The organism is Neisseria sp. Marseille-Q2251 (assembly GCF_940793045.1).
In the GTDB taxonomy this organism is placed as follows: domain Bacteria; phylum Pseudomonadota; class Gammaproteobacteria; order Burkholderiales; family Neisseriaceae; genus Neisseria.
The window spans coordinates 17,953-44,583 of record NZ_CALNWV010000001.1; the positions used below are offsets into that span (position 1 = coordinate 17,953).

23 protein-coding genes are annotated in these 26,631 nt (G+C 52.1%); 21 read left to right on the forward strand and 2 right to left on the reverse strand.

The annotated features are described in order from the left end of the window. Nucleotides 1-62 precede the first annotated feature (62 nt). The 6 genes from smc (at nucleotide 63) to ruvX (ending at nucleotide 7,413) form a co-directional block, all read left to right on the forward strand. Nucleotides 63-3,545 (forward strand): chromosome segregation protein SMC, encoded by a 3,483-nt coding sequence (gene smc / locus AAG834_RS00100; protein ID WP_342030884.1) that lies wholly within the window; start codon nucleotides 63-65, stop codon nucleotides 3,543-3,545. 443 nt (nucleotides 3,546-3,988) lie between these two features. Further along, entirely contained in the window at nucleotides 3,989-4,591 is a 603-nt protein-coding gene (locus AAG834_RS00105; protein WP_342030885.1) for a PoNe immunity protein domain-containing protein, read from the forward strand. A 90-nt stretch (nucleotides 4,592-4,681) separates the two neighbouring features. Then, nucleotides 4,682-5,527, forward strand: a complete 846-nt coding sequence (locus tag AAG834_RS00110; RefSeq protein ID WP_342030886.1) for a PoNe immunity protein domain-containing protein — start codon at nucleotides 4,682-4,684, stop codon at nucleotides 5,525-5,527. Nucleotides 5,528-5,834: 307 nt separating this feature from the next. Beyond that, a complete protein-coding gene (locus AAG834_RS00115; protein WP_342030887.1) occupies nucleotides 5,835-6,383 on the forward strand; it encodes a CreA family protein in 549 nt (182 codons plus the stop codon). 12 nt (nucleotides 6,384-6,395) lie between these two features. Beyond that, nucleotides 6,396-6,944 carry a YqgE/AlgH family protein gene (locus AAG834_RS00120; protein WP_049226164.1) on the forward strand — a complete coding sequence of 183 codons (549 nt, stop codon included), beginning with the start codon at nucleotides 6,396-6,398 and terminating at the stop codon, nucleotides 6,942-6,944. Beyond that, nucleotides 6,937-7,413: a Holliday junction resolvase RuvX gene (gene ruvX, locus AAG834_RS00125; protein ID WP_070514619.1), complete on the forward strand. Its 477-nt coding sequence runs from the start codon at nucleotides 6,937-6,939 to the stop codon at nucleotides 7,411-7,413. The genes AAG834_RS00120 and ruvX overlap by 8 nt, the downstream gene beginning before the upstream one ends. 93 nt (nucleotides 7,414-7,506) lie before the next feature. Here the strand turns inward: ruvX and AAG834_RS00130 are convergent, their stop codons facing one another. Further along, a complete protein-coding gene (locus tag AAG834_RS00130; RefSeq protein WP_342030888.1) occupies nucleotides 7,507-8,475 on the reverse strand; it encodes a hypothetical protein in 969 nt (322 codons plus the stop codon). A 154-nt stretch (nucleotides 8,476-8,629) separates the two neighbouring features. Here AAG834_RS00130 and AAG834_RS00135 point away from each other — a divergent pair, with 154 nt between their 5' ends. From AAG834_RS00135 to AAG834_RS00195, 13 genes are all read left to right on the forward strand, one after another. Further along, entirely contained in the window at nucleotides 8,630-9,613 is a 984-nt protein-coding gene (locus AAG834_RS00135) for a hypothetical protein (RefSeq protein ID WP_342030889.1), read from the forward strand. A 129-nt stretch (nucleotides 9,614-9,742) separates the two neighbouring features. Continuing rightward, nucleotides 9,743-11,092 (forward strand): DUF2868 domain-containing protein, encoded by a 1,350-nt coding sequence (locus AAG834_RS00140; RefSeq protein WP_342030890.1) that lies wholly within the window; start codon nucleotides 9,743-9,745, stop codon nucleotides 11,090-11,092. Nucleotides 11,093-11,154: 62 nt separating this feature from the next. Next, nucleotides 11,155-12,492 carry a DUF3482 domain-containing protein gene (locus tag AAG834_RS00145; RefSeq protein WP_107842210.1) on the forward strand — a complete coding sequence of 446 codons (1,338 nt, stop codon included), beginning with the start codon at nucleotides 11,155-11,157 and terminating at the stop codon, nucleotides 12,490-12,492. A 51-nt stretch (nucleotides 12,493-12,543) separates the two neighbouring features. Further along, nucleotides 12,544-13,059: a DUF1543 domain-containing protein gene (locus tag AAG834_RS00150; protein WP_342030891.1), complete on the forward strand. Its 516-nt coding sequence runs from the start codon at nucleotides 12,544-12,546 to the stop codon at nucleotides 13,057-13,059. 10 nt (nucleotides 13,060-13,069) lie between these two features. Beyond that, nucleotides 13,070-13,492 carry a 6-carboxytetrahydropterin synthase QueD gene (gene queD, locus AAG834_RS00155; protein WP_070514607.1) on the forward strand — a complete coding sequence of 141 codons (423 nt, stop codon included), beginning with the start codon at nucleotides 13,070-13,072 and terminating at the stop codon, nucleotides 13,490-13,492. A 19-nt stretch (nucleotides 13,493-13,511) separates the two neighbouring features. After that, entirely contained in the window at nucleotides 13,512-14,012 is a 501-nt protein-coding gene (locus AAG834_RS00160; RefSeq protein WP_342030892.1) for a hypothetical protein, read from the forward strand. A gap of 57 nt (nucleotides 14,013-14,069) precedes the next feature. Further along, nucleotides 14,070-14,441 carry a DUF1304 domain-containing protein gene (locus AAG834_RS00165; protein WP_342030893.1) on the forward strand — a complete coding sequence of 124 codons (372 nt, stop codon included), beginning with the start codon at nucleotides 14,070-14,072 and terminating at the stop codon, nucleotides 14,439-14,441. Further along, a complete protein-coding gene (locus AAG834_RS00170; protein WP_342030894.1) occupies nucleotides 14,438-15,076 on the forward strand; it encodes a 7-carboxy-7-deazaguanine synthase QueE in 639 nt (212 codons plus the stop codon). Before AAG834_RS00165 ends, AAG834_RS00170 begins: the two co-directional genes overlap by 4 nt. Before the next feature lie 162 nt (nucleotides 15,077-15,238). After that, the gene (locus AAG834_RS00175) at nucleotides 15,239-16,675 is read left to right on the forward strand and encodes a hypothetical protein (RefSeq protein ID WP_342030895.1); all 1,437 of its coding nucleotides are present in this window, start codon (nucleotides 15,239-15,241) and stop codon (nucleotides 16,673-16,675) included. Nucleotides 16,676-16,690: 15 nt separating this feature from the next. Next, nucleotides 16,691-18,088 (forward strand): hypothetical protein, encoded by a 1,398-nt coding sequence (locus AAG834_RS00180; RefSeq protein ID WP_342030896.1) that lies wholly within the window; start codon nucleotides 16,691-16,693, stop codon nucleotides 18,086-18,088. A 314-nt stretch (nucleotides 18,089-18,402) separates the two neighbouring features. Continuing rightward, nucleotides 18,403-20,574 (forward strand): TonB-dependent siderophore receptor, encoded by a 2,172-nt coding sequence (locus AAG834_RS00185; RefSeq protein ID WP_342030897.1) that lies wholly within the window; start codon nucleotides 18,403-18,405, stop codon nucleotides 20,572-20,574. Between the two features lie 87 nt (nucleotides 20,575-20,661). Then, a complete protein-coding gene (locus AAG834_RS00190; protein ID WP_234403644.1) occupies nucleotides 20,662-21,012 on the forward strand; it encodes a helix-turn-helix domain-containing protein in 351 nt (116 codons plus the stop codon). Continuing rightward, nucleotides 20,916-21,812: an IS3 family transposase gene (locus tag AAG834_RS00195; RefSeq protein ID WP_342030898.1), complete on the forward strand. Its 897-nt coding sequence runs from the start codon at nucleotides 20,916-20,918 to the stop codon at nucleotides 21,810-21,812. Before AAG834_RS00190 ends, AAG834_RS00195 begins: the two co-directional genes overlap by 97 nt. Nucleotides 21,813-22,096: 284 nt before the next feature. Here AAG834_RS00195 and AAG834_RS00200 read toward each other — a convergent pair whose 3' ends face one another. Then, nucleotides 22,097-22,621, reverse strand: coding sequence for a hypothetical protein (locus AAG834_RS00200; RefSeq protein ID WP_342030899.1), 525 nt, complete (start codon nucleotides 22,619-22,621; stop codon nucleotides 22,097-22,099). Between the two features lie 530 nt (nucleotides 22,622-23,151). On the opposite strand from AAG834_RS00200, the gene pepN reads away from it, so the two are divergent. Together pepN and AAG834_RS00215 are read left to right on the forward strand one after the other, a co-directional pair. Continuing rightward, a complete protein-coding gene (pepN, locus tag AAG834_RS00210; protein ID WP_342030900.1) occupies nucleotides 23,152-25,755 on the forward strand; it encodes an aminopeptidase N in 2,604 nt (867 codons plus the stop codon). 149 nt (nucleotides 25,756-25,904) lie between these two features. Continuing rightward, nucleotides 25,905-26,333, forward strand: coding sequence for a hypothetical protein (locus AAG834_RS00215; protein ID WP_003764307.1), 429 nt, complete (start codon nucleotides 25,905-25,907; stop codon nucleotides 26,331-26,333). Nucleotides 26,334-26,631 lie beyond the last annotated feature (298 nt).

Below are 26,631 nucleotides of genomic sequence, written 5' to 3' on the forward strand. Positions count from 1 at the left end.
TGGTTTTTCGCGGGAAGACTAGTATAAAATTCCACTTTATTTTTTCTCCCCGTCCTTATCCCATGCGCCTGACCCACATCAAACTCTCCGGCTTCAAATCTTTTACCGACCCGACCACGATTCATGTTCCGGGGCAGCTTGTTGCGGTTATCGGGCCGAACGGCTGCGGCAAGTCGAATGTGATTGACGCGGTGCGCTGGGTGTTGGGCGAGGCTTCGGCAAAGCAGCTTCGCGGCGAAAGTATGCAGGACGTGATTTTTAACGGTGCGGCGACGCGCCGTCCTGCACCGAGGGCTTCGGTGGAGCTGGTGTTTGACAACAGCGACCACAGTTTGCAGGGGGCGTGGGGGCAGTATGCCGAGGTGAGCATCAAGCGGCAGCTGACGCGTCAGGGCGAATCGACTTATTTCATCAACAATCAGACCGTGCGCCGCCGCGACATTACCGATTTGTTTCTGGGTACGGGCGTGGGGGCGCGCGGTTATGCCGTTATCGAGCAGGGGATGATTTCGCGCATCATTGAAGCGCGGCCGGAGGAGTTGCGCGCCTATATCGAGGAGGCGGCGGGCGTGTCCAAATATAAGGAACGTCGCAAGGAGACGGAAGGCCGTCTGAAAGACACGCGCGAGCATTTGCAGCGTTTGGGCGATTTGCAGAACGAGTTGGCGCGTCAGGTGGAAAAGCTGGAAAAACAGGCGGAAACCGCCGAACGCTACAAATCCCTGACCGCGCAGTTGAACCAGCAGCAGGATTTGCTCGATTACGCCCAATGGCAGCAATCGCTTGCCGCCGCCGACAAGGCAACCGCGCAGCATCAGTCTTTGCAGGCGCAGCAGGACGAAACCGCCGCGCAGGTTCAGGCGTTAAACGACGAAGTACACGCCTTGCAGACCGCCGAACAGTCGCAGCAGCAGGCGGTGCACGAATTGAGCAACAAACGCGGCGTGTTGCGCGAGCAGATTGCCCGTTTGGAAGAACAAATCCGCCATCAGCAAAATCTGCACCAACGCATCGAACGCGACAAGCAGGCGGCGCAGGCGCAGATGCAGCGCATCCATCAGGAGCAGCAGCAAATCCGCGTGCAGCTTGAAGAAAACGAGTTGCAGGCCGAAGAAAAGCAAACCGAATTGGCAGAGTGGGCGATGCAGGTTGCCGAACACGAGGAGCGTCTGCCCGAATTGGAAGAAGCCCAAGCCACGCTCAACGCCGCCTTCCAAACCCAGCAGGACGAGGCAAACCGCATCCGCCGCGAACTGGCGTTGAAGCAGCAGCAGCTTGCCCATGCCGAACAAACCGTTGCCAAGCACGAAGAGCGCAAAGGTCGTCTGAAACAGGAAAACCAAGCCCTGAACCTGCCCGACGAAGCCGAAACCGCCGCCGCGCAGGAAGCCGCCGCCTTGTTGCAAAGCCAGCAAGAGCATTACGAAGAACAAATCATTGCCGCCGAAGAAGCCTTACACGCCGCCCGCGAGGCGTTTCAGACGGCCTCAAACCGCTTCCAAAGCCTGAAGCAGCAACACATCACTTTACAGGCGCAGCAGCAGGCGTTGTCGCAAATCCTGTCGCAACAGCAGGAAGCCGCCGACTTCTGGCAGGCAACCGACCACGCCGCCGCGCCGCAACTGTGGCAATACATTACCGCGCCCGCCGAGTGGCAGCACGCCTTGTCCGTCATCCTTGCCGAACGCCTGCACGCCCGCGCCGTACCGAACGGCTTCGTTCCCCCCGCGCCTTTGCCGCAAGGGCAGGCGGCATGGCTTTCAGACGACCTCTCCGGCAGCATCAAAAAATCCCTGCCCGTACAGGCATTGCTGAACCAAATCAAAACGCAGCCGCCGTTTCAGACGGCATTGCACCACTGGCTCGACGGCGTATTGTGCGCGCCCGATTTGAGCTACGCCCTCGCGCATCAAAACGATTTGGGCGCACACCAAATCTGGCTCACGCCCGAAGGCCATCAGGTCGATAAAGTCAGCGTCCTGCTCTATGCCAAACCCGCGCAGGAAAGCCTGATTGCCCAAAAAGCGCGCCTCGACGGCATCGCGTCCGAACTGGAAAACCTCGCCCCCGAACTCTCCGCCGCCGAAGCTGCGTTCAAACAGGCGGAGGCTGCCGTGCGCTCGTCCGAAGTGCAACATAAAAACCTGATGCAGCAGCAACAGCAGCACACGCGCCAATACAGCCAAGCGCAGCAACGTGCCGCCGAACTTCTGGCGCGTACCAACCAAGGGCAAATCCGCCGCGAACACATCGAGCGCGAACTGGCGCAGTTGGCGGAAGAGCAGACCGTATTGCAACACACGTCCGACGGGCTTTCAGACGACATCGTTACTTTGCAGGAAGCCGCCGCCGAACTCGAACACCAGCAGCAAACCACCGCACACAGCCGCCAAGAGCAGCAAAGTCGTCTGAAACAGGCGCAGCTTGCCCTGTTGGAAGCCAACCGCCAATACGGGCTTGCCGAAGTCGCCGTCCACAAACTCAACCAGCAAAAACAAAACTACCAGCAGCAAATCGCCCGGCTCGAACAGCAAACCCTAGACTGGCAGGAACGCCAACAAGAGCTTGCCCTCGCCTATGAAACCGAGTTCCAAAACGACGAGCAGCACATCAAGCTCGACGAGTTGACCGAAGCCGTGCACACGCTGGACGAAGAATACATCGCCGTGCAGGACAAACTCGCGCAGATTCAGGAGCAGGGCAGGGAGCAATACGCCCGCGTACAAACCCTGCAAACCAAGCTGCCGCAGCTTCAAGCCGCCACCCAAACCGCCCTGTTGCAACAGCAGGAAGCCCTGATTAACGCCAAACGCTACCATCAAAACCTGACCGAACGCGCCGCCGATTTGGACGCGCTCGAAGCATTGGCGAAAGAATCGCCGAAAGTATTGAACAGCAGCATCGGCAGCCTCACCCAGCAAATCGAAGGCCTCGGCGCCGTCAATCTTGCCGCCCTGCAAGAACTCGAAGAAGCGCGCGAACGCGACGGCTACTACCGCAGCCAGAGCGAAGATGTACAGGCAGCCATCACCCTTTTGGAAGAAGCCATCGCCCAAATCGACGACAAAACCAAAGCGCGCTTCAAAGAAACTTTCGACGCCGTCAACGGCAAAGTCCAAACCTTCTTCCCGACCCTGTTCGGCGGCGGCGAAGCCACCCTCAAAATGATAGGCGACGACCTCCTGACCGCCGGCGTATCCATCATGGCGCGCCCGCCCGGCAAGAAAAACAGCACCATCCACCTTCTCTCCGGCGGCGAAAAAGCCCTCACCGCCATGAGCCTCGTGTTCGCCCTGTTCAGCCTCAACCCCGCCCCCTTCTGCCTTCTGGACGAAGTCGACGCCCCGCTGGACGACGCCAATACCTCGCGCTTCTGCAACCTGGTCAAAGAAATGTCGGCGCAAACCCAGTTCCTCTACATCTCCCACAACCGCCTGACCATGGAAATGGCGGAACAGCTGATCGGCGTAACCATGCAGGAAAAAGGCGTATCGCGCGTCGTTGCCGTGGACATCAAACAGGCGTTGGAAATGGCGGAGCCGTGATAAAGTGAGAGATTGTTTATTAAGCTTGATACGGAAAGGTCGTCTGAAAAACCAAATTAGGTTTCAGACGACCTTTCTGTGAATTGAAATAGGGCGTTGGATTCAGATTTCAAACTGCTATTGTTTGAGGGATTAAATTCGTCTCAATACAAAGATTCAAAGAATTGCACCAACCGAGCCAGATTTTATAGGGGTAAAACATGAACGAAACCGAACAAGTTTGTTTTGATGAAAAGCGCAGGCAGCATTTTTTGACGGAGGAAAAATATCAGAAAGAGAAAAAAGGATATTTATCCAATTTAAAATTTTGGGATAATAATTGGCAGAAAAGTATTTTAGAGTCAAAACATCTATTTCGCTATAAATTTTCCGAAATATTTGATTATTTGAGAATATCTTATACAGCAGGCGAGTCGATTTCCCTTTTGGCTCCTATGCTGGACATGATTGTCTCTACATTAGAAATTTCCACTAAATTCTGGCAGCAAAACAAAGCCGAATTAAATGAAATCGGCTACTACACCAGCCCGATGCCGTGGTTTTATGTTGAATATTATCTTAAGACGTTGCACCTCATCGCGCTGTGCTACCTCCTCCAACGCGAAGACCTGCTCCCGCGCCTGCTTGAAGTCATCCTTGCAAATGCTGAAGATGATTTGGAACCTGATACTACTATTGAAGACTTTTTGGACTACCATTTTAAAAATCGTCCCGATCCGGATTACGTCCAAATGGGCAAACACGCCATTTTATTCGGCGAAGCGATGCGCGGCGAAACCAAAGAAGAACAACTGGAAGAACTCAACGCCTACCTCAAAGATTGGTATCGCAAAATGGTCGGTATGAACGACCTCGAATACCAGTCCCACCTTGACCCTGATCAAAACGGTTATTGCGGTTACTGGGCTTTTGAAGCCGCCGCCATCGTTTATCTTGACGACTTGGACGATACCGAATTGCGCAAATCCCCTTATTATCCAAAAGATATGGTTGACTGGGCGAGGGAGCGGAAGCGCAAGCGTGAAGGAAAAGGTCAAGCTGATTAGTTTGGAAAAGTTTGAAGATTAAAAGGTCGTCTAAAACCGAGCAGCAGAATTAAGAGCGTACCGACCAAGCTAAATTTTACGGGAATAAATATGAACGAAACCGAGAAAATTCCTTTTCATGAAAAGCGTAGGCAGCATTTTTTGAGTGAGGAAAGATGGAATACTATTTTAGAAAAAATTCCAAAAACGATTAAAATTCTAACAGATAATTTTAATTCTAGTGATTTAGAACTAAAAGGTAGTTATGCTTTAGCCAGTTCTACATTATGGCGCTATCTCAAAGCCATTTACACCGCAGGCGAACCTATTTCAAATCTACCACCTATTCCAGATGATATTATTCATATTTTGGAAACATCGACACAGTTTTGGAAGGAGCATAAAAAAGAATTAGCCGAGCATGGTTATTACTCCGGTCCGTTTGTGTGGGATGATTCCGACAACTACATGAAGGTTCTCGGTCTGATTTCCGTCTGCTACCTCCTCCAACGTGAAGACTTGCTTCCTCGCCTGCTTGAAGTCATTCTTGCTAATGCAGAAGATGAGCTTGAGCCCGATTCGACCATTGAGGATTTCTTCTACTACCGCTTCAAAGACCGTCCCGACCCCGATTATATCCAAATGAACGACCATGCCGTTTTGATTTCGGACGCCATCCGCGAAAAAGATAAGGCTGAAAAACTCGACATTCTCAACACCTACCTCAAAGACTGGTATCGCGAAATGGTCGGCATGAGCGACCTTGAGTACCAATCCCACCTCGATCCCGAGCAGAACGGTTATTGCGGCTACTGGGCTTTTGAAGCCGCCGCCATCGCTTATCTTGACGATTTGGACGATACCGAATTGCGCCAATCACCTTATTATCCCAAAGATATGGTTGATTGGGCGAGGGAACAGAAGCGCAAGCGTGAAGATAAAGGGAAAACTGATTAGTTTGGAAAAGTTTAAAGATTAAAAGGTCGTCTGAAAATATGTTTTCAGACGACCTTTTGTTTGCAGTCAAAACTTAGACGGTAAACTTGACGCTCTTGGCGATCAATACTGGGTTCTCTTTTTGAACTTTGAATGTACCAAGGAATGAAAGGGATATGGTTTGTATTGAGAGGGTTTACGGTCGGGGGAGGGATTCAATTGGGTATTTGGGTCTTTTCGATGCTTGCAATCTGAACAAGCGGTCTTATATAGTAGGAGCTACGGTGTTAGCTTCTTTATTTTCAACCCTCAAAGGTTTCTTATTTACATGAATAAAATCATTCTGCCTGCGCTTTGCGCCCTGCTTCTTGCTTCCTGCGGTAACGATACCGACAAAATCGGACGTGCCAGCACGGTTTTTCATATGCTGGGGAAAAATGACCGTATTGAAGTTGAGGGGTTTGACGATCCTGATGTGCAAGGGGTTGCCTGTTATATTTCTTATGCGAAAAAAGGTGGTTTGAAAGAAACGGTGAATTTGGAGGAGGATGCGAGCGATGCTTCCGTGTCGTGCGTGCAGACGGCGGAGGTCATCCGTTACAACGAGCAAGCTGTCGCCAAGCCGCGGGAAGTGTTTAAACGCAGTGCGAGTTTGGCGTTTAAGAGTCAGCAGATTATCCGTTATTACGATCCTAAGCGTAAGGCGTTTGCGTATTTGATTTACAGCGACAAAATCGTTCAGGGTTCGCCGAAGAACTCTTTGAGCGCGGTGTCGTGTTTTGGCGGTGCTAAAGCGGATGCGCAGCAAATTGCCGGTGTGGAAGGCAAACAGATTTACGGTGCGTGCGTCGTGGATGCGCCTGTGCCGAACAAGTAAAAGATAAGCGATATGAACCTAACCGACCATTTCCTGATTGCCATGCCCGATATGGATGATCCGTTTTTTGAAAATTCGGTGATTTATGTGTGCGAACACAACGAAGAGGGCGCGTTGGGCATCATCATCAACAAACCGTCGCCGATTACGATGGACATGATTTTTGCGGCAACCGACCGCAATATCCCTTTGCGGATGCAGCACGAACACGTCATGATGGGCGGGCCGGTACAGATTGACCGCGGCTATGTCGTGCATACGCCCGTGGGCAACTGGCAAAACAGTATGATTGTTTCAGACGACATTGCGCTGACGTCTTCGCGCGATGTGATTGAAAACTTATCGCGTGAGGGCGCGGTGGACAAAATTTTAATCAGCATAGGCTATTCGAGCTGGAGCAAAGGGCAGCTTGAACGCGAGCTGGCGGACAATGTCTGGCTGACAGTGAAGGCGGACGAACATATTTTGTTCGATATGCCTTATGAACACCGCTACGCCGCTGCATTCGCCAAGCTGGGTATCCAACCCGATGCGCTTGTCTGTGGAGCCGGTCATGCATAAAGCGCCGGCAGGGACGGTTTTGGCGTTTGATTTCGGCGAGGCGCGTATCGGCGTGGCGCAGGGCGATGCGGAGCTTGGCTTGTCGCATCCTTTGGCGACGGTTACCGGCAACAGCAACGACGAGAAATTCAACGCCATCGCCAAGCTGATACGGGAATGGCAGCCCAAGCATCTGGTCGTCGGGCTGCCGACCCACGCCGACGGTACGGAACACGAGTTGACCCGCCTCAGCCGCAAATTCGGCCGCCGCCTGCACGGACGTTTCAATCTGCCCATATATTGGGTGGACGAACGCATGTCTTCGCTATACGCCGAAAGCCTGCTTGCCGAAGCGCAGGTGTTCGGGCGCAAACAGAAGGCGGTACTCGACCAAGTGGCGGCTCAGGCGATTTTGCAGGGCTTTTTCGATGGCGGAGCCGTGGAGTATTTCAACGGCAGGGAAGAAGGTTCGGAAGAATCATCCGATTGAGAGAGTTTGAAAAAATTTTGAGAAAAAAGGTCGTCTGAAAGCTGTATTGACGGGGTTGGATCCGTTAACAGGCTTTCAGACGACCTTTTTGCATCAGAACAAGGCTTCAATCCTTAACAGCGCGCCGACGCGGTGTTTTTGGTTTTCCTTGCGGTTGTTGTAGTAGTTGACCTCGGTTTGGGTAAACAGCCAGTTGCGCCAAATCGGCTGGCGGTAGGTGGTAAACGGACCGTAGGTATTGAGGGCGGCTTTGCGTTTTTCAATATCGCCACCGGTGTACACGCCGTAGTTGACGTGGCGGTGTTTGCCAAGATTGTGTTGGCGGAAGAGGCTGTTGCCCCATGTCCAGTCTTCGGTTTTATCGTGTTCGTATTGCAGGTGCGCCTGATTGGCGATAAAGCTTTTTTCGTCGGGGATGTAACGCGTTTCCCAGTTGGTACGGACATGGTGTTTGCTCTTGATGCCGTAACGGTAGATTTGTTCCAAGCTGGTGTCGATGTGGTCGGTCAGTTGCCAATTGCTCGAGCTTTTGGCGCGGGCGAAGAGGTCGCTGCCGGAGCGGATACCGATATCGAAGTCGGTATTGGTGCGCTGTTTCGCGAATGCTTCGGTCCAGCGGACGGCAAGGGAGGCGTTGTTGTCGCGGCTTTGGGATGCGTCGAATATCCTGCCGTTGGTATTGGTACGGTTGCGGTAGGCATTGGCCTCGTGTTTCAACTCGTCGTCCAAAGAGTCGTCACCGAAAATTACATGGACTTTTTTCTCCAAAGTCGGCAGTTTCAGACGACCCCGTACGCGGGGCGTCACGGTAAACTTGTCGTCAGGGTTCCATTCGGTATCGAGCATGACACGCAGGTTGGCGTCGGCAGGGTGGTCGGGATCGGGTTCGCCAAACCAGTCGTCGATGCGGTTGGACCATTTGTCCAAGCGTTTGGAAACGACTTTGTGGCGGTGGTCCACCCAAGTGTCACCGTCGGCGGGCGGTTCGTCGTTCGCGGCGGCAACGGTAGGGAAGAGGGTGAGCAGGGTGAGTAGGGATAACGTTGTGGTTCGGATAATCATTGTTTTTCCTTGCTTAATGCATAAAGCTATTATGGACGGTATCTTAGGGATAATGCAAGTCGTCTGAAAAAGGCTGTGATAAAATCTTGCGCGCCGTTCTATTGCGCAGAAACGCAGTCAGGCGGGCGCATACCAATACATTAAGGAAAACCGAATGAGTATTTTGTCGAAAATTTTTGGGAACAAGCCGTCCGGCGAAACGGCAGAAGAGCCGCGCAAACTTTCCGCGCAGGAAAAAAGCGAGGGTTCGGCGCGGGCGATTTATGCGAAAGATAAAGTGTATGTGCCGCTGTCTGCCATGCAGGCGGATGTGTCGGAAGGGACGGGCATCCCTTATATAGGTCGTCTGAAAGACGGACGGACGGTTTTATATGTGTTTGAAAACTATGAAGTGGCGCGGGCTTTTTCAGACGGGCAGGACGGCGCTTTAGACGGCATCGCTTTGGTCGGCGCGTTGGATAAGGCAGACCAGTTCAATAATTTGAGTAATGTTCTGCGTGTCGCTCACTCGCTGGGCATTCAACTGATGGAATACCGAGGACAGGACGGCGAACATTTCGAATGCGCGCTTTCGTGGCTGATGCGTGTCAACGGCGCGGATGGCATGGCGGCTTCCCGAGAAAAAATGGAAGCGTTGTCCATCGGTACCGATGCCAAGCTGCCGCTGCAATTTCATCCGATAGCCATTGTCAGTTTTTCCAATCCCTATAAGGTTACACCCGCGCGGGCGGAGGAATTGTTCAAGCAGTTTACGAATGTCGAAGATGAGGAATTGCTGAACTTTTTTGCCGGTAACACGCCGCAGGAAAATGTGTTGCTGATCGGGTTGGTGGAAAAATATTCGGCGGATTTGGCGAAATCCGTGAAATATATTGTTTGGAACCAATTGCCGGAGCAGCCACTTTTTGTCGGGATAAACCGCAAAGACGGCGGGCTTTACGCGCGGGACGGTTATTTATACCTCTTTTACACCGACCGTTTCCAACACATGGGACCTGCCCGCTGCCATCCCGTTTCCGGCAAGGAAGCCGTGTTGGACTTGGTTCGCCACCACGAACTGAAAGGCATCGCCCTGACCGACGGGCTGCACAATATGGCGCGGTTTGAAAACGACGTGATTTTTCAAGACGGGGAATAGCGGCAACCTTCCCGCCGCCGCTTGAAATAAACGGTTTGCCTGAGCCGCATATTTAAAATACAAAGGTCGTCTGAAAAGGGCTGTGATAAAATCTTTGCGTTTTCACCATCCCTTTCAGACGACCTTTTTATGTTGAACCCATCCCGAAAACTCGCCGAACTTGTCCGTATTTTGGAAGAGGGCGGCTATATTTTTGCCGGCGATCCCGTGCAGGCGACGGAGGCGTTGCGTCATGTCGAAGGCGGCGCGGAAGGAAAAATCATCCGCCGTGCGGAGATGATAGACAGAGACAGTCAGCTTCGGCATACCTTGGAGCAAGTGCGTACCGGGTCGTTTTGGTTGTGGATCGTGGCGGCTGCGGCGATGTTCAGCACGGGCTTTTCAGGTACTTACCTTCTGATGGACAGCCAAGGGTTGAATTTCTTCCTGATTTTGGCGGGCATCTTGGGCATGAATACGCTGATGTTGGCGGTATGGCTGGCATCGCTGTTCCTGCGCGTGAAAGTGGGGCGGTTTTTCAGCAGTCCCGCGACGTGGTTTCGGGGTAAAGACCCCGTCAATCAGGCGGTGTTCCGGCTGTATGCGGACGAATGGCGGCAGCCTTCGGCGCGTTGGATTGCCGGCGCGACTTCGCACAGTCTATGGCTTTGCACCCTGAGCGGGATGCTGGTGTCGGTATTGCTGCTGCTTTTGGTGCGCCAATATACGTTCAACTGGGAAAGCACGCTGTTGAGCAATGCCGCTTCGGTGCGCGCGGTGGAGATGCTGGCGTGGCTGCCGTCGAAACTCGGTTTCCCCGCCCCCGATGCGAGGGCGGTGGTTGAAGGTCGTCTGAACGGCAACATCGCCGATGCGCGCGCGTGGTCTGGCTTGTTGGTCGGCAGCATAGCCTGCTACGGCATCCTACCACGCCTGCTGGCTTGGGCGGTATGCAAAATCTTTTTAAAAACAAGCCAAAGCAAGCTGGATTTGGAGAAGCCTTATTATCAGGCGGTCATCCGCCGCTGGCAGAATAAAATCGTCGATGCGGATACGCGTCAGGAAACCGTGTCCGCCGTTTCTCCGAAAATCACTTTAAACGACGCGCCCAAATGGGCAGTCATGCTGGAAACCGAATGGCACGAAGGCACATGGTTTACGGGCAGGCTGGCGCAGGAATGGCTGGATAAAGGCGTGGCAGCGAATCGGGAAGAGGTTGCCGCTTTGGAAAACGAGTTGAAACAGAAACCTGCCCAGCTCCTCATCGGCGTGCGCGCGGAAACCGTCCCCGACCGCGGCGTGTTGCGGCAGATTGTCCGACTCTCCGAAGCGGCGCAGGGTGGGGCGGTGGTACAGCTTTTGACGGAGCGGACGCTTTCAGACGACCTGTCCGAAACATTGAACCACTGGCGCAATGCGCTGGCAGAGTGCGACGTGGCATGGCTGGAACCTGACAAGGCGGCGCAGGAAGGTCGTCTGAAAAGCAATGACCGCACTTGAAACGCCCCATAAAGCCGCCATCCTGAAAAAGGTCGTCTGAAAATCCATTCTTCAAAAACATCATGAATAAACACCCCCTTTCCCTCGCCGTCGTCGGGCATACCAATACCGGCAAAACCTCGCTCCTGCGTACCCTGTTGCGCGACAGCGGCTTTGGCGAAGTCAAAAACGCCCCGTCCACTACGCGCCATGTCGAAGAAGCCGCGATTACCGACGGCGTCGATACGCTGCTGTATCTGTACGACACGCCCGGACTCGAAGACGCGGGCGGTGTTTTGGACTGGCTTGAAACCCATACGGACGCACGCGCCGACGGCATCGAGCGGCTGCAACAGTTTCTCGACAGCGATGGAGCGCATCACGATTTCAACCAAGAAGCCAAAGTGCTGCGGCAGCTTTTGCAAAGCGATATGGCGTTGTACGTCATCGACGCGCGCGAACCCGTCCTCGACAAATATCGGGATGAATTGACCATTCTTTCATGGTGCGCCAAACCGGTCATGCCCGTGTTCAACTTTACCGGCGGACAGCTTCCCGAAGCGTGGACGACCATGCTGGCGCGCCGCAACCTGCACGTTTTCGCAGGGTTCGACACCGTCGCATTCGATTTTGAAGGCGAATTGAACCTTTGGAACAAGCTCGCCACCATGCTGCCGCAACACGACATCATCGACCGCCTGACCGCCTCCCGCCGCCGAGAATGGACGCGTTTGGATAAAGAAGCGCGACACGAAATCGCAGGTTTCCTGCTCGACGTTGCCGCCTTCACGCAGGAAATTGACGAAAACGACGACCCCGCGCCCGTTCTGCAAACCATGCAGGCAGAAATACGCCAGCTCGAACGGCAGATGCAGCAGCGGCTGTTTGGCCTCTACCGCTTCTACCACAGCGAAATCGACAGCGGCGACTGGGTGCCCAAAGCCTTTCATCAAGATCCGTTCGACAGCGAGTTACTCAAAGAATACGGCATCCGTACCGGCACGGGCGCGGCAACCGGTGCGCTCATCGGCTTGGGGCTGGACATCGCCACGCTCGGCGGTTCGCTCGGATTGGGGACGGCAATCGGCGGCTTTTTGGGCGGCATCCTGCCCAATACCCGTACTATTTCCGACAAGCTCACCGGCCGCCAAACCCTGCACACCGATCCCGAAACCCTGACCCTGCTCGCCGCCCGCGCCCTCGATTTGCTCCACATCCTGCAAACGCGCGGCCACGCGGCGCAATCGCAAGTCGAGTTGCACAGCCGCAAAGCGCCCTGGACGCCGGACAAACTTCCGTCCGAACTCAACAAAGCGCGCAGCAGGTGGAAATGGTCGTCCCTCAACACCCACCTCCCCGAAACCAGCCGCGCCGAACGCGAGGAATATACGGAAAGTTTGAGCCGGAAATTGGGCGGGTAAGCAGGCGGAGGACGGCAGGTTCCCAAATTTCAAAAATTCATCAGGACGAAGATGCCCAAACTTTATATGTTCTATCTCGGCGGTAACGCAGGCCGTTCCAATATCGAAGTGCACGACATCCAATTTGCCGTGTGCGACGATTACCGCGAAGCCATCCCCGCGCTCAAAGCCGCATGGTTCGGCGACACGGACAAAATCCACATCGACGGCTGGCAGATTGTCGAATGGGCGGACGGTTACGATGTCGACGTACCCGATACCGCCGAATCAAAGAGGTCGTCTGAAAACGCTCCGCACCTGTATTTCGTCAATGTCGGCGGTTATCGCGCGGGGCAGCTTGCCGAGGAGCACGCTTTCGGACTGTTCGTTGCCGCCACGCCTGCCGAAGCCAAACAAAAAGCCCTGCAAACCCTGTTGACCGACCATGTCCAGCGGCATAAAGATAACTTAAAAGACGTGGACAACCTGCTCCGGCTCGACCGCATCGGCAATCACACCATCCGCCTGACCCCGAATCCGCACGGCAAGCCTGCCGAAATGGGCTTTCAGGGCTATTTACCGATTTAAAGTACCCACCATGAAAATTACCAAGATATTCACCTTTGACTCTTCACACATGCTCGACGGGCATGACGGCAAATGCCAAAACCTGCACGGGCATACCTACAAACTCGAAATCACCGTTTCAGACGACCCCGTCAGGGGCGGGCCGAAAGACGGCATGGTGATGGATTTCACCGACCTCAAAGCCATTGTGAAAAAACACATTACCGACCCTTTCGACCACGCGTTTATCTACAACGGCGGGAACGAGCGCGAATGCCAAATCGCCGCGCTCTTGGAAGGCTGGAACATGAAAACCCTGTGCCTGCCTTGCCGCACCACTGCCGAAAATATGGCGGTCGAAATGTATGACCGTTTGAAAAACGCTGGGCTGAAAGTGTGCAGCGTGAAATTGTGGGAAACGCCGACATCGTGTGCGGAGTATGAAGGGGAGTAGGGGAGTGCGGATAAGCGGCTTGCCGTTTGGAAAATGGTTTGACGGTGTGTTGGCGGTTTTCTGCTCGCTTTGCATATTGGCAACAGTGTCCTCGATATTTATCGGATTCGACCTGACCGTCGGTAATATCCGCAGTCGGGAAATACGGTTAAACGCTGCCGAAGTCAAAATTACAGGCAAGGCTTATGACCCGAGTGTGCGCATTGTCGGCGGCAAAGAGGTTATTAACGCAGACTGCCGCCTGGGTATGAGTAGAGTCTGTGCGGAATATCATGGTGAAACGCTGTATGCGGAGAATCTCAAGATATTGGTTTTGAATGACAGATATTATGCCGTTGCCGGCGGAACGCTTCATTATGGCGGTAATGAATTGACGATTGGAAGCGGAACGGATGAAGCCGCCTTGTCAAAAGAGTTTGCAGACAGCAAGCGGATATATCCGGAATTCTTTATGATGGGTGCCGTTGTTTTGCTGCCGTTTTTGCTTATTTTGTTTGTATTGAAGCGGTCTGCTAAATAAACCGCACTTTGGTTTTCAAAAAAATTTCAATAACCTAGATTCTTTAAAGGAATACCCATGAAACTCCTCTCCACCCTCTTAGTCCTCCTCGTCGCCGCCGAACATTTCTACATCGCCTGGCTTGAAATGACGCAGATTCCCAGCGAAAAGGTGGCGGAAATGTTCAAACTGCCTTATGAATTTATGGAACAAAAGCGCGTGCAGACCCTGTTCAGCAACCAAGGGCTGTATAACGGCTTTCTCGGCATCGGGCTGGTGTGGTCTCGGTTTGCCGCGCCGGACAATGCCGTTTACGGCGCGACGATTCTGTTTCTCGGCTTCGTCTTGATTGCCGCCGCATGGGGCGCGTTCTCTTCCGGCAACAAAGGCATACTCGTCAAACAAGGTTTGCCCGCGATGCTGGCGGCGGCAGCGGTGTTGGCGGTATGAAAAAAATCAGCGTCGCCCCCGAAAATCCGCAATACCGCATCGTTGAAATTTTCGAGAGCCTGCAAGGCGAGGGCTGGAATACGGGTATGTCTGCCGTTTTCGTCCGTTTGGGTAAATGCAATCTGGCGTGCGGCTGGTGTGATACCGATTATTTAAAATTCGGTATGATGAGCCTGTCCGACATCTTAGGTCGTCTGAAAACCTATACTGCCCGCAATATCATCATCACCGGCGGCGAGCCGACCATACAGCCGCATCTCGATACGCTGCTGGACGCGCTCAAGGTGGAAGGCTATTTCCTCTGTATCGAAACCAACGGACTCAAGCCTGCGCCGCCGCAAATCGACTACGTCGCTACCAGCCCCAAAGCCTGCTACGCCGACAAATACGAAACGAACTGCATCGCCGAAGCCGACGAAGTGCGCATTGTGGCGGACGGTGATGTCGTTGCGTTCTGCGAAAACATGGAACGCAAAATCTGCGCACGCCATTACTACCTTTCGCCCTGCGAACAAGACGGCGCGATGAACATCTACGACACCATCCGCCAAATCGGTATCTTAAACAGCCGCCCTGACGCGCCCGTACATTGGCAGTTGAGCGTGCAGACGCACAAATGGGCGGGGATAGAGTAGGTTTCAGACAACATATTGATGTAAGGTTGGGGAGTTAAAAGGTCGTCTGAAAAGATAAAAGGGTCGGGTATTGATATCCGACCCTTTTTATATGGCAAATGCAAAAAATAAAGCCGATACACAGTATAATCGCCTTATTTTGCCTGACTCTATAAAAACATCATGAAATGTTTCTGGAAATACTTGCTTTGGACGCTGGTCATCCTGCTGCTTGTCGTAGCGGTCGTCTTCTACATCGTTCCCTATTATTTGAAACAGCGCGAAATCCAAGCCGCGCAAGCGGATTTGGCGCTGCTTTCCATTCAGTCCACCCCGTCGCCATCTTTGAAAAACGGCATAGATGCCTTGTGGCTGCTGGAATTCCGCACGAAAAATGATGCCGACCGCGCCGACTTGATGAAGCGTTTCGGGAGCGACATTCAAGGTAATAAAAACCAAGATATCCTCAAACAGAATCAAGAATTGCAAGGCAGGCGGCTTATTGTCCCTGAGTACGGTGACGAATCATTGGCATGCGGCACAACGGCGGCAGAGTGCTTGGCTGAAGTGCGTGCCGACTTGCCGAAAGCGAAAGCCGTGGTGGAAAAATACGCCGAACTGTTAGCCAATGTAGACAGGCTTGCTGACTACGATATTTTTGTTTCAAGAGACTGGCCTAATGATGATTATGATATTGCTAATAAACCGCTTCCAAATCTGCAATTCGTGACATACGGTAGAAAACCTGCCGCACTTGATTGGGTGGAAGGTCGGGAAGCTGAGGCATGGAAGCACGTTTGCCGAAACATCAAGACGGGTCGCGGTATGCTGAATAATGACCCGGAGTTGATTTACGCCATGATAGGGAATGCCGTCATCCGAAGGAATACCGACCTTGCCGCGCAAATGCTGTACGAAAAACCCGAGTGGGCAAACCGTCTGCCTGCCGAATGTGACGGGATGTTTGATGTTCTGACAGTAGAGGAACAAAATATTTGCTTGGCAGTTCAAGAAGAGTTTCGGTTAAACGGCAATTTACTACGGAAATTGGAGTCTACAAATCAAGGTTTATTTTTTTTACAGGGGATGCTGGCATTCGGTGAGTTACAGGAGTCGATGGCATTGGGTAATGGTGAAATGTGGGATGCCGACATAATGCTTTCTTTTTTATTGCGTCCTAATGTGGATGCAGAACATACATTAGCCCACAACTCGCCTTACCTCGCTGCCTACTGCAAACCGGAAAAAATGGCTATTTTGAAAAATGACACTAAGGTGCAATGGATGCCTTCGCAAGAGATAAACCAGACATTCGCTAAAAAATGGGCGTGTATGGGTAATAGTGTCGGCTGTATCCTTGACAGTATTGCTCTTCCTAACTACGACACCTACGTCCTTCACCTGCAAGATACCGCCATGCAGCAACGCGCATTCCAAGCCGCTTTAGAGCTATACCGTCTGCCCACCGGTAAACGCCGCGCTGTTTTAGAAAGCGTTTTGGCACAACATTCCAGCCCTTCCCGTAAATTGCGTTGGGATGCGCAGCAGAAGGTTGTCGATTTTGAAATTTACGAACCGAATAACCGACCGCAGGCAGTTAAATTGAATTTGGAAAATTGATATGGGAAGAGCATCATGAAACGTTTATGGAAATACTTGCTTTGGACGCTGGTCATCCTGCTGCTCGTCGTAGCGGTCGTCCTCTATATTGTTCCCTATTATTTGAAACAGCGTGAAATCCAAGCCGCGCAAGCGGATTTGGCATTGCTTGCTATTCAGTCTAGACCGTCATCATCTTTGAAAAATGGCATAGATGCCTTGTGGTTGCTGGAGTTCCGCACAAAAGATGATGCCGAGCGTGCCGATTTGATGAAACGTTTCGGGAGCGACATCAGATATCACCAAGATACCCTTAAGCAAAATCAGGAATTGCAGGGTAGGCGGATTGCTGATTTGGCTCTCTATAACGAATCATTAGGATGTAGCGAAAGGATGGCGGAGTGTCTGAATGCCATACGCGCCGACTTGCCGAAATTCAAAGCCGAAGTGGAAAAAAATGCCGAGCTATTGGCGAATATGGATGAACTTGCCAACTACGATATCTTTATTCCCAAAGAATGGTCGAGTGACGATGATTCGCTTGCTATCCCGTTTTCAAAATTTTCATGGGTGGCGGCATATGGCAGTAAAGCCGCAGCCGTTGATTGGGCGGCAGGAAAGGAACGTGAAGCATGGCAGCGCGTTTGTCGCAATATCAAAATCGGTCGTGACCTGTTGCATAATGCACCGGGTATGATTTACGTTGAGACGGGTACCGAAGCCATCCGCAGGAATACTGATCTTGCCGCGCAAATGCTGTACGAAAAGCCCGAATGGGCAAACCGCCTGCCGAGCGAATGCGATGGAATGTTTGAAACATTGACGGCGAACGAACAAAGTACCTGTTCTGCAATAAGCAGTGAATTTCAAATGATGGGAAATTTCACACGCAAAAGAGAAAATGGACCATTTGATCTCATGCAAGATCAGTTGCGAGCGTTGATCGATTCAGGCATGAGGACGGAAGATATCAGATCGACGATCCCTCTAATCCGACCTAATCTTGATTCGGCACACACGCAAGCGCTTTATGCCCCGCATTTTGCTCACTTCTGCAAGCCGGAAACCAAAGTTGCCCTAGATGCTGATAGGAAAATGCCATCGGTGCAGAAATCGAGACTGGATAATTTTGAACATAAATGGGCATGTATCGACAACAGTATAGGTTGCTTGCAGGCGGCAATTATGGTTCCTGATTTTGATTACGTCCATCGCCTGCAAGATACCGCCATGCGGCAACGCGCATTCCAAGCCGCTTTAGAGCTATACCGTCTGCCCGCCGGTAAACGCCGCGCTGCTTTAGAAAGCGTTTTGGCAAAACATTCCAGCCCTTCCCGTCAATTGCGTTGGGATGAGCAGCAGAAGGTTGTCGATTTTGAAATTTACGAACCGAATAACCGACCGCAGGCAGTTAAATTGAATTTGGAAAATTGATTCAACAGATTTGTCTTTCAAATAGCTAATCCAAAGGTCGTCTGAAACTTTTCAGACGACCTTTTTTGCGGCTGTCGGATTTGTTTGATAAAGAATGAAAGATGGTCATGCAGATGAAAATGATGTATCGGGGACTATGTAAATTATTTGATTCATGCCCGTCAGTTCCCTATACTCCGACCGTTTATTTCATCCTATTACAGAAATTTGATAAAAATTCTTATTTAATGCATAAAAAGCCGTTTGCTGCCGAATGGTGCAAGGAGGTTTGGAACTCCGCTGCCGTTCGGACGGCTAAATAATTAGGAGACACCATGCCATTATCTAAATTTCGTCCGGCGCGTTTGCCGGTTGCCGTTGCTGCGGCACTTTTATCCGCCTATTCCTTCGGGGCAGGGGATGGGGTTGAGCAGGTTGATTTGCCTACCGTCCAAGTAAAGGGCATCGGCAAGCAGACGACCTCCAACTACACCATTCCCGCTTCTTCCGCTGCTACGGGCATACGCCTGACCCAGCGCGAAACGCCGCAGTCTTTGTCCGTCGTTACCGAAAAACAAATGGACGACCAAGGTTTGGATACCTTGCAGGACGTGTTGAAACAAACACCGGGCGTGTTCCACAGCAAAATGGGCAACAACGTGTCCGGTCACAGCGAGTTTATTTCGCGCAGTCAGGCGATTGACAGCATTTCCGTGGACGGCGCGCCCAAATTCCTTTACGACGGTAAAGCCATCCGCCGTGGCACCAACAATCTGGACAGCGCATTGTACGAACAAGTCGTCGTCGTGCGCGGCGCAAGCGGTTTGTCCAACGGCGGTATGGGCGAACCGGGCGGTACGGTTGCTTTGGAACGCAAAAAACCGACTGCCAAACCTGCCGTCAGCGTGGAAGCCGGTGTCGGTTCTTGGAAACACTACCGTTTCGTCCTTGATGCCAATCATCCTCTGAATGCCGATAATACCTTGCGCGGCCGCGCCATTTTGGTTAGTGACCACGGCGGCGATTACTTGCCGAACACTTCGCGCCACAATCACACTTTCTACGGCATTCTGTCTTACGACCTTACGCCGCAAACCCACTGGCGCCTCGGTACGGAAATACACCGTTTCCGCAATACCGGCAGCTCTCCTTTCAGCTATCTGACCGTAGCGGGAGACCCTGAAAACAATCAACCTTTCAAACCGTTTGCAGCCTCACCGCGCAGCAATTCCTCGGCAAAATGGGCTTACGGTAAAGAAAACAGTGCGGAAATCTTTACTTCTGTCAATCATGAGTTTGAAAACGGTTGGACTCTGAACGGCAACTACAGCCATACTTATGGAAAAAGTGATGCGGTTGCCGGCATGGCCGGTCCTTTTGTCATTAATCCGGACTATTCCGCTCAATTCGTTGCCGAGCGCGACCAAGCCAAGTACACCGACCAAGATTTTTCTCTGAATTTGGACGGCGATTACCCGCTTTGGGGGCGCAAACATGAATTCAATGCCGGCATCAGCTATCAGTACAATAAGGAAACTCCTTCATATTACAAGAGAAATAAAGATGGGGTTGTCCCTGATTTGCGCCGTTTTGACGGAAATTTCACAAAACCGGCCATACCCTATCTTCGCGACGGCTTTGCCCATATGAAAAACCTCTCTGTTTACGGTTCGACCCGTTTCAAACTGACCGACAGGCTGGCATTGATAGGCGGCGGACGGTTTGTCGATTGGCAATACCGCTACAGTTCCGATCGCAACAATTTTGCCGACAGCAGGCATAAAAACAAGGTATTTATCCCCTATTTGGGCGCAAGTTATGATTTAAACGACAATCTGACAGCCTACACCTCCTATACCACCATATTCCGCCCGCAAGTGCGCAATTTGGATCGAAACGGCAAACCGCTCGAACCGCAACGCGGCAAAACATATGAACTCGGCTTAAAAGCCTCATGGTTTGAAGGCCGTTTGAACGCTTCTGCGGCGGCGTTTATCAATAAACGCGACCATTTGGCTAAAGAAATTTATGATCGTAAAAATCAACAAGTTTACTATGAATCTGTTGACCGCACGACAACCAAAGGCGTGGAATTGTCCGTCGGCGGACGCCTGAGCGACAAATGGCTGATCAATGCTTCTTATGCGTACTCCAAACTCAAAAACGATGCGGGCAATTTGGTCAACCCTTCTTATCCTGCCCACCTTTTCAAACTCTTTACTGCGTATGACGTTACCGACCGCCTAAACTTGGGTGCAAACGTCAACTGGCAAAGCGGCACAAACGCCTATGATGAATACCAGCCTTTCACCGTTGCCGGTAAAGAAGCCTTAACCCAACGCCCATACGCCACGCTGGACTTGACCGCGCATTACAAAATCGGCAAATCCACCCGCATAGGTTTGGACTTTGAAAACGTGTTCAACAAACGCTACCGCCCCATGCCCGACATCCACGTTTACGGCACGCCGCGCAGCCTGACCGCTACGTTGAAACACACGTTCTAAATAGGCAAAAGAAAAGGTCGTCTGAAAACTGAACTGCACCCCAAAAGTTGGGCATCCCCCCTCCAACTCACAAGGTGCGGTTTTTTTATGACCAAATATACATTACACTTCAAATACCAAGCCGTACTCCACTACCTGCACATACGCAGCCAACAGCGTACCGCAGATCATTACGGCATTTCCCGAACCCACCTGCGACGATGGATACGCGCCTATCAAGAAGGCGGCATCGGCGCACTCGAACATCCCCAATCCAAAACCATGACCGACCACCGCAAAAACCCCTTCATCGCCGACAAACCCGACCACGAAAAAACACAGGCAGAGCTTATCGAAGAGTTGTGCTATATGCGCGCAGAGGTCGCCTACCTAAAGGAGTTAAAAGCCCTCAGCCAAAAGCGGACCGAAAAGGACAAAGCCAAACCGTCCAAACACTGAGGGCGCAACATCCGCTCAAATACCTGCTGCACATCGCACACCTGCCCAAAAGCAGCTTTTACTACCACCACCAAGACCGACCCGACCCCGACGCAGCCGACAAAGCCCTCCTTATCGAAACCTACCGGCGGCATAAAGGACGCTACGGGCAAAGGCGCATTGCCGCAGCATTGGATTGGAACCGCAAAAAAGCGGCGCGGTTGATGAAACAGATGGGGCTGAAAGCCAAAATACGGGCGAAAAAAGCCTACCGCCATCCCGCCATGGGCGAAATATCGGAACACCTCCTCAAACGCCGGTTCAAAGCCCAAAAGCCCAACGAAAAATGGCTGACCGACGTGACCGAACTCAAAGGAAAGGACGGCAAACTGTACCTCTCGCCAATCTTGGACTTGTTCAACCGAGAAATCGTCGCCTACGCCATGAGCCGCAATGCTAACAGCGAAATGGTGAAGGAAATGCTCGAAAAAGCCGCCCCCCGTCTGACTGATAAGGGAACGATGCTGCATTCCGACCAAGGTGTGCTGTACCGTACGGCGGGGTATAGGGAATTGCTTGCGGAGCATTCCATGGTTCAAAGCATGTCGCGTAAGGCGAACTGCTGGGACAATGCGCCGATGGAAAGCTTCTTTGCGGTGTTGAAGACGGAGTGTTTCTATAACGCAGGAGAATTGACGGTGGACGAATTAATGAAACAGATAGATGACTATATGGATTACTACAACCGGGAACGTTGCAGTTTGAAATTGAAAAAGCTGAGTCCTGTCGCATACAGAACCCAGCTTACACAGAGCGCCTGAATAGGCTTTTATGAGTGTCCAAGATTTGGGGGCCAGTTCAAATCTCGATTTGAGGTTTTCAGACGACCTTTTAGTGTGTATGGCGTGTATTGCGAGGAGATATAGTGGATTAAATTTAAACCAGTACGGCGTTGCCTCGCCTTAGCTCAAAGAGAACGATTCTCTAAGGTGCTGAAGCACCAAGTGAATCGGTTCCGTACTATTTGTACTGTCTGCGGCTTCGTCACTTTGTCCTGATTTTTGTTAATCCACTATAGTTGTAGGTTTTCGCCAAAGCAGCAATGCTATTGGGACGGGGCGCATTCTTGCAGCAGCAGGTTGTCCGTCATGTTGTCAGGCGTTTCTTCCGAGGCTTCATGATGAACCAGAAAACCGCCATCTTCCTTGTAGAAATCGGTTTCTGTAAAGTTGCCGATTGTCCAAGTGTATTGACCGTCGCTAAAGGCGTTCAAATCTTCGTTGCTCATTTCGGGGCTGAAAGGCGCGACAAATTCAGCGCCTTTAAAGCGCACTTGCGCGGCGGCGCCGTCCTCTGTTTTGAAATAGCGGACTGTTACGCTGCCGTTGTCTTTGCAGCGGTAGGTTTGCCATTTTGCCTGTTCCAAGCCGGTCAGATTTTTTGTGGCGGAAGGCGCGGAGGCTGATGCTGCTTCTGAAGCGGCGGTTTGTGCCGGGGCTTGGGAGGCTGCGGCTGCCGACGCATTTGAAGCTCCGGATGCGCTTGCTTCTGCCGCTTCGTTGCCGGCGCTGCAGGCGCATAGCAATGCAGTCAATGTGGAACACAAAAGGAGCAAAGGTTTGGAAGACATATTTATCACACCTCAAAGATAATCAAAACCTGACGGATTGGAACGGGAATGCCGGTAAAGGTTCAGCCGTTCATTGGCAGACTGGGCGGTTGGCCGCCCGAAATCTTAAAGCAATTTTGGTCATTCCGCGATTGCCGATATGGCAACGGATTATACCCGAGCGGGGTCGAAGGGGGCATTCTAACAGCGTAAATGAAAGACGGGGCGGCACCTGACTTTGTGGCATGAAATATTGGATAAAAGGTATTTTTGTGGGATGATGGGTGCGAGCTTTGTTATTTTGTTAATATTGCATTTTCAGACGACCCAATAGTGGATGACAGCAAGCGGACAAGGCAATTCATGCCGTCCGATACAAGCTGATCCACTGCCCGTCTTTTCAATTCTTTGATTTATAGTGGATTAACTTTAAACCAGTACGGCGTTGCCTCGCCTTGCCGTACTATCTGTACTGTCTGCGGCTTCGTCGCCTTGTCCTGATTTAAATTTAATCCACTATACTTCTTATCCGAATATCCGAAAGCAAAACCATGAGCAAAACCGTCCATTATCTGAAAGATTACCAAACGCCTGCCTACCGCATTCTCGAAACCGACCTGCATTTTGATATTGCCGAACCGCAAACCGTCGTGAAGTCGCGTTTGACGGTCGAGCCGCAGAGGGTGGGGGAGCCGCTGGTGTTGGACGGTTCGGCGAAACTCTTGTCCGTCAAAATCAACGGGGCGGCGGCGGATTATGTGTTGGAAGGAGAGACGCTGACGATTGCGGGCGTGCCGTCCGAACGCTTCACCGTCGAAGTGGAAACCGAAATCCTGCCGGCGGAAAACAAATCGCTGATGGGGCTGTATGCTTCCGGCGGCAATTTGTTTACCCAGTGCGAGCCGGAGGGCTTCCGCAAAATCACATTTTACATCGACCGTCCGGATGTGATGTCCAAGTTCACCACCACCATCGTCGCCGACAAAAAACGCTATCCCGTTTTGCTTTCCAACGGCAACAAAATCGACGGCGGCGAGTTTTCAGACGGCCGCCATTGGGTGAAATGGGAAGACCCGTTTGCCAAACCGAGCTATCTGTTTGCTTTGGTCGCGGGCGATTTGGCGGTAACGGAAGACTATTTCACCACCATGAGCGGCAGAAACGTCAAAATCGAGTTTTACACCACCGAAGCGGACAAACCCAAGGTCGGCTTTGCCGTGGAATCGTTGAAAAACGCGATGAAATGGGACGAAACGCGCTTCGGTTTGGAATACGACTTGGATATTTTCATGGTCGTCGCCGTGGGCGATTTCAATATGGGCGCGATGGAAAACAAGGGGTTGAACATTTTTAACACCAAGTTCGTCCTTGCCGACAGCCGCACCGCCACCGATACCGATTTCGAAGGCATCGAATCCGTGGTCGGACACGAATATTTCCACAACTGGACGGGCAACCGCGTGACCTGCCGCGACTGGTTCCAGCTTTCGCTGAAAGAAGGGCTGACCGTGTTCCGAGACCAAGAATTTTCCGGCGACCGCGCCAGCCGCGCCGTGCGCCGCATCGAAAACATCCGCCTGTTGCGCCAGCACCAGTTTCCCGAAGACGCAGGCCCGACCGCGCATCCGGTGCGCCCCGCCAGCTATGAGGAGATGAACAATTTCTACACCATGACCGTTTATGAAAAAGGCGCGGAAGTGGTGCGTATGTATCACACCCTGCTCGGCGAAGAGGGCTTCCAGAAAGGCATGAAGCTCTATTTCCAACGCCACGACGGGCAAGCCGTTACCTGCGACGATTTCCGCGCGGCGATGGCGGACGAGAACGGCATCAATCTCGACCAGTTCGCCTTGTGGTACAGTCAGGCGGGCACGCCCGTTTTGGAAGCGGAAGGTCGTCTGAAAAACAATATTTTTGAGTTAACCATTAAACAAACCGTGCCGCCTACGCCCGATATGGCGGACAAGCAGCCGATGATGATTCCCGTCAAAATCGGGCTGCTGAACCGCAACGGCGAAGCGGTGGCATTCGATTATCAGGGCAAACGCACGACCGAAGCCGTGTTGCTGCTGACCGAAGCCGAACAGACCTTCCCGCTCGAAGGCGTAACCGAAGCCGTCGTTCCCTCGCTGTTGCGCGGGTTCAGCGCGCCGGTGCACCTGAATTATCCGTACAGCGACGACGACCTGCTGCTCCTGCTTGCCCACGACAGCGATGCCTTCACGCGCTGGGAAGCCGCCCAAACGCTCTACCGCCGCGCCGTCGCTGCCAACCTCGCCGCGATTTCAGACGGCGTCGAGTTGCCGAAACATGAAAAACTGCTTGCCGCCGTCGAAAAAGTCATTTCAGACGATCTCTTGGACAACGCCTTCAAAGCCCTGCTTTTGGGTGTGCCGTCCGAAGCCGAACTGTGGGACGGCGCAGAAAACATCGACCCGTTGCACTACCATCAGGCGCGCGAAGCCTTATTGGATACGCTTGCCGCCCACTTCCTGCCGAAATGGCACGAATTGAACCGTCGGGCGGCGCAGCAGGAAAACCAAAGCTACGAATACAGCCCCGAAACCGCCGGCTGGCGCACGCTGCGCAACGTCTGCCGCGCCTTCGTCCTGCGCGCCGACCCCGCACACATCGAAACCGTTGCCGAAAAATACGGCGAAATGGCGCAAAACATGACCCACGAATGGGGCATCTTGTCCGCCGTCAACGGCAACGAAAGCGATACGCGCAACCGCCTGCTGACGCAGTTTGCCGACAAGTTTTCAGACGACGCGCTGGTGATGGACAAATATTTCGCCCTCGTCGGCTCAAGCCGCCGCAGCGACACCCTGCAACAGGTTCAAACCGCCTTGCAGCATCCGAAATTCAGCCTCGAAAACCCCAACAAAGCCCGCTCGCTCATCGGCAGCTTCAGCCGCAACGTCCCGCATTTCCACGCAGAAGACGGCAGCGGCTACCGCTTCATCGCCGACAAAGTCATCGAAATCGACCGCTTCAACCCGCAGGTCGCCGCCCGTTTGGTGCAGGCGTTCAACCTCTGCAACAAGCTCGAGCTGCACCGCAAAAACTTGGTGAAACAAGAATTGCAGCGTATTCGGACGCAGGAAGGATTGTCGAAAGACGTGGGCGAAATCGTCGGCAAGATTTTGGATTGAGGTCGTCTGAAACGGTAATACAAGTTATTGTAATGAGATAAAAAAGGTCGTCTGAAACTGTCATTTCAGACGACCTTTTGTGATAGACACATATTCTGCTTCGTCATAAAATGCCATCTGTTTATTATTGATTGAACGATGAGGCTAAAATGAAGAAATATATTCTTGCAGCGTGTGCATTATGGTTTGCAGGTCAAGCATTAGCCGCTGATTTTTCTGGAAATTGGGGGTATGAGCAAGAACTGGAAGATGGTATCTACGGTAAATATTTTAATATTAAACAATCACCAAAATACATTATTTCCGGAGAGTGGAATGAAGGCCGTTCGAACGGTCCGGGCGGCAGCGGCAAGGTAAAAGGCTATGTCAAACGCGGCAAACTGTATTTGAGCTATTGCAGCGAAGGCGACGATTCTTGGTACACGCATTGTCCGAAATATGAAAAAGACCGCGGATATTTCGTGCGGAGAAACGGACAGCTTGTCGAGTATTACAGTTTGCACGGAAAGCGCAATGCTTATAGAAAGGGCGATGTATTCACCCGACAAAAAGAAAAAGCAGCCGACGCATCCGAATAAGCAAAAGGTCGTCTGAAAACCGACGGTAGCGGTTTCAGACGGCTTTTTTCTATTAAATATCATTTAATTTTTTGAATTTATAGTGGATTAAATTTAAATCAGGACAAGGCGACGAAGCCGTAGACAGTACAAATAGTACGGAACCGATTCACTTGGTGCTTCAGCACCTTAGAGAATCGTTCTCTTTGAGCTAAGGCGAGGCAACGCCGTACTGGTTTAAATTTAATCCACTATACAATAAAACATCTTTCAAGCCCCATCAGCCTTATTGGGCGGGCTTCCTTATCCCTTCATCAAA

Coding starts and splice junctions, on each gene's coding strand:
- smc (WP_342030884.1), top strand. CDS start 63: ATGCGCCTGACCCACATCAAACTCTCCGGCTTCAAATCTTTTACCGAC.
- AAG834_RS00105 (WP_342030885.1), top strand. CDS start 3,989: ATGATTGTCTCTACATTAGAAATTTCCACTAAATTCTGGCAGCAAAAC.
- AAG834_RS00110 (WP_342030886.1), top strand. CDS start 4,682: ATGAACGAAACCGAGAAAATTCCTTTTCATGAAAAGCGTAGGCAGCAT.
- AAG834_RS00115 (WP_342030887.1), top strand. CDS start 5,835: ATGAATAAAATCATTCTGCCTGCGCTTTGCGCCCTGCTTCTTGCTTCC.
- AAG834_RS00120 (WP_049226164.1), top strand. CDS start 6,396: ATGAACCTAACCGACCATTTCCTGATTGCCATGCCCGATATGGATGAT.
- ruvX (WP_070514619.1), top strand. CDS start 6,937: ATGCATAAAGCGCCGGCAGGGACGGTTTTGGCGTTTGATTTCGGCGAG.
- AAG834_RS00130 (WP_342030888.1), bottom strand. CDS start 8,475: ATGATTATCCGAACCACAACGTTATCCCTACTCACCCTGCTCACCCTC.
- AAG834_RS00135 (WP_342030889.1), top strand. CDS start 8,630: ATGAGTATTTTGTCGAAAATTTTTGGGAACAAGCCGTCCGGCGAAACG.
- AAG834_RS00140 (WP_342030890.1), top strand. CDS start 9,743: ATGTTGAACCCATCCCGAAAACTCGCCGAACTTGTCCGTATTTTGGAA.
- AAG834_RS00145 (WP_107842210.1), top strand. CDS start 11,155: ATGAATAAACACCCCCTTTCCCTCGCCGTCGTCGGGCATACCAATACC.
- AAG834_RS00150 (WP_342030891.1), top strand. CDS start 12,544: ATGCCCAAACTTTATATGTTCTATCTCGGCGGTAACGCAGGCCGTTCC.
- queD (WP_070514607.1), top strand. CDS start 13,070: ATGAAAATTACCAAGATATTCACCTTTGACTCTTCACACATGCTCGAC.
- AAG834_RS00165 (WP_342030893.1), top strand. CDS start 14,070: ATGAAACTCCTCTCCACCCTCTTAGTCCTCCTCGTCGCCGCCGAACAT.
- AAG834_RS00170 (WP_342030894.1), top strand. CDS start 14,438: ATGAAAAAAATCAGCGTCGCCCCCGAAAATCCGCAATACCGCATCGTT.
- AAG834_RS00175 (WP_342030895.1), top strand. CDS start 15,239: ATGAAATGTTTCTGGAAATACTTGCTTTGGACGCTGGTCATCCTGCTG.
- AAG834_RS00180 (WP_342030896.1), top strand. CDS start 16,691: ATGAAACGTTTATGGAAATACTTGCTTTGGACGCTGGTCATCCTGCTG.
- AAG834_RS00185 (WP_342030897.1), top strand. CDS start 18,403: ATGCCATTATCTAAATTTCGTCCGGCGCGTTTGCCGGTTGCCGTTGCT.
- AAG834_RS00190 (WP_234403644.1), top strand. CDS start 20,662: ATGACCAAATATACATTACACTTCAAATACCAAGCCGTACTCCACTAC.
- AAG834_RS00200 (WP_342030899.1), bottom strand. CDS start 22,621: ATGTCTTCCAAACCTTTGCTCCTTTTGTGTTCCACATTGACTGCATTG.
- pepN (WP_342030900.1), top strand. CDS start 23,152: ATGAGCAAAACCGTCCATTATCTGAAAGATTACCAAACGCCTGCCTAC.
- AAG834_RS00215 (WP_003764307.1), top strand. CDS start 25,905: ATGAAGAAATATATTCTTGCAGCGTGTGCATTATGGTTTGCAGGTCAA.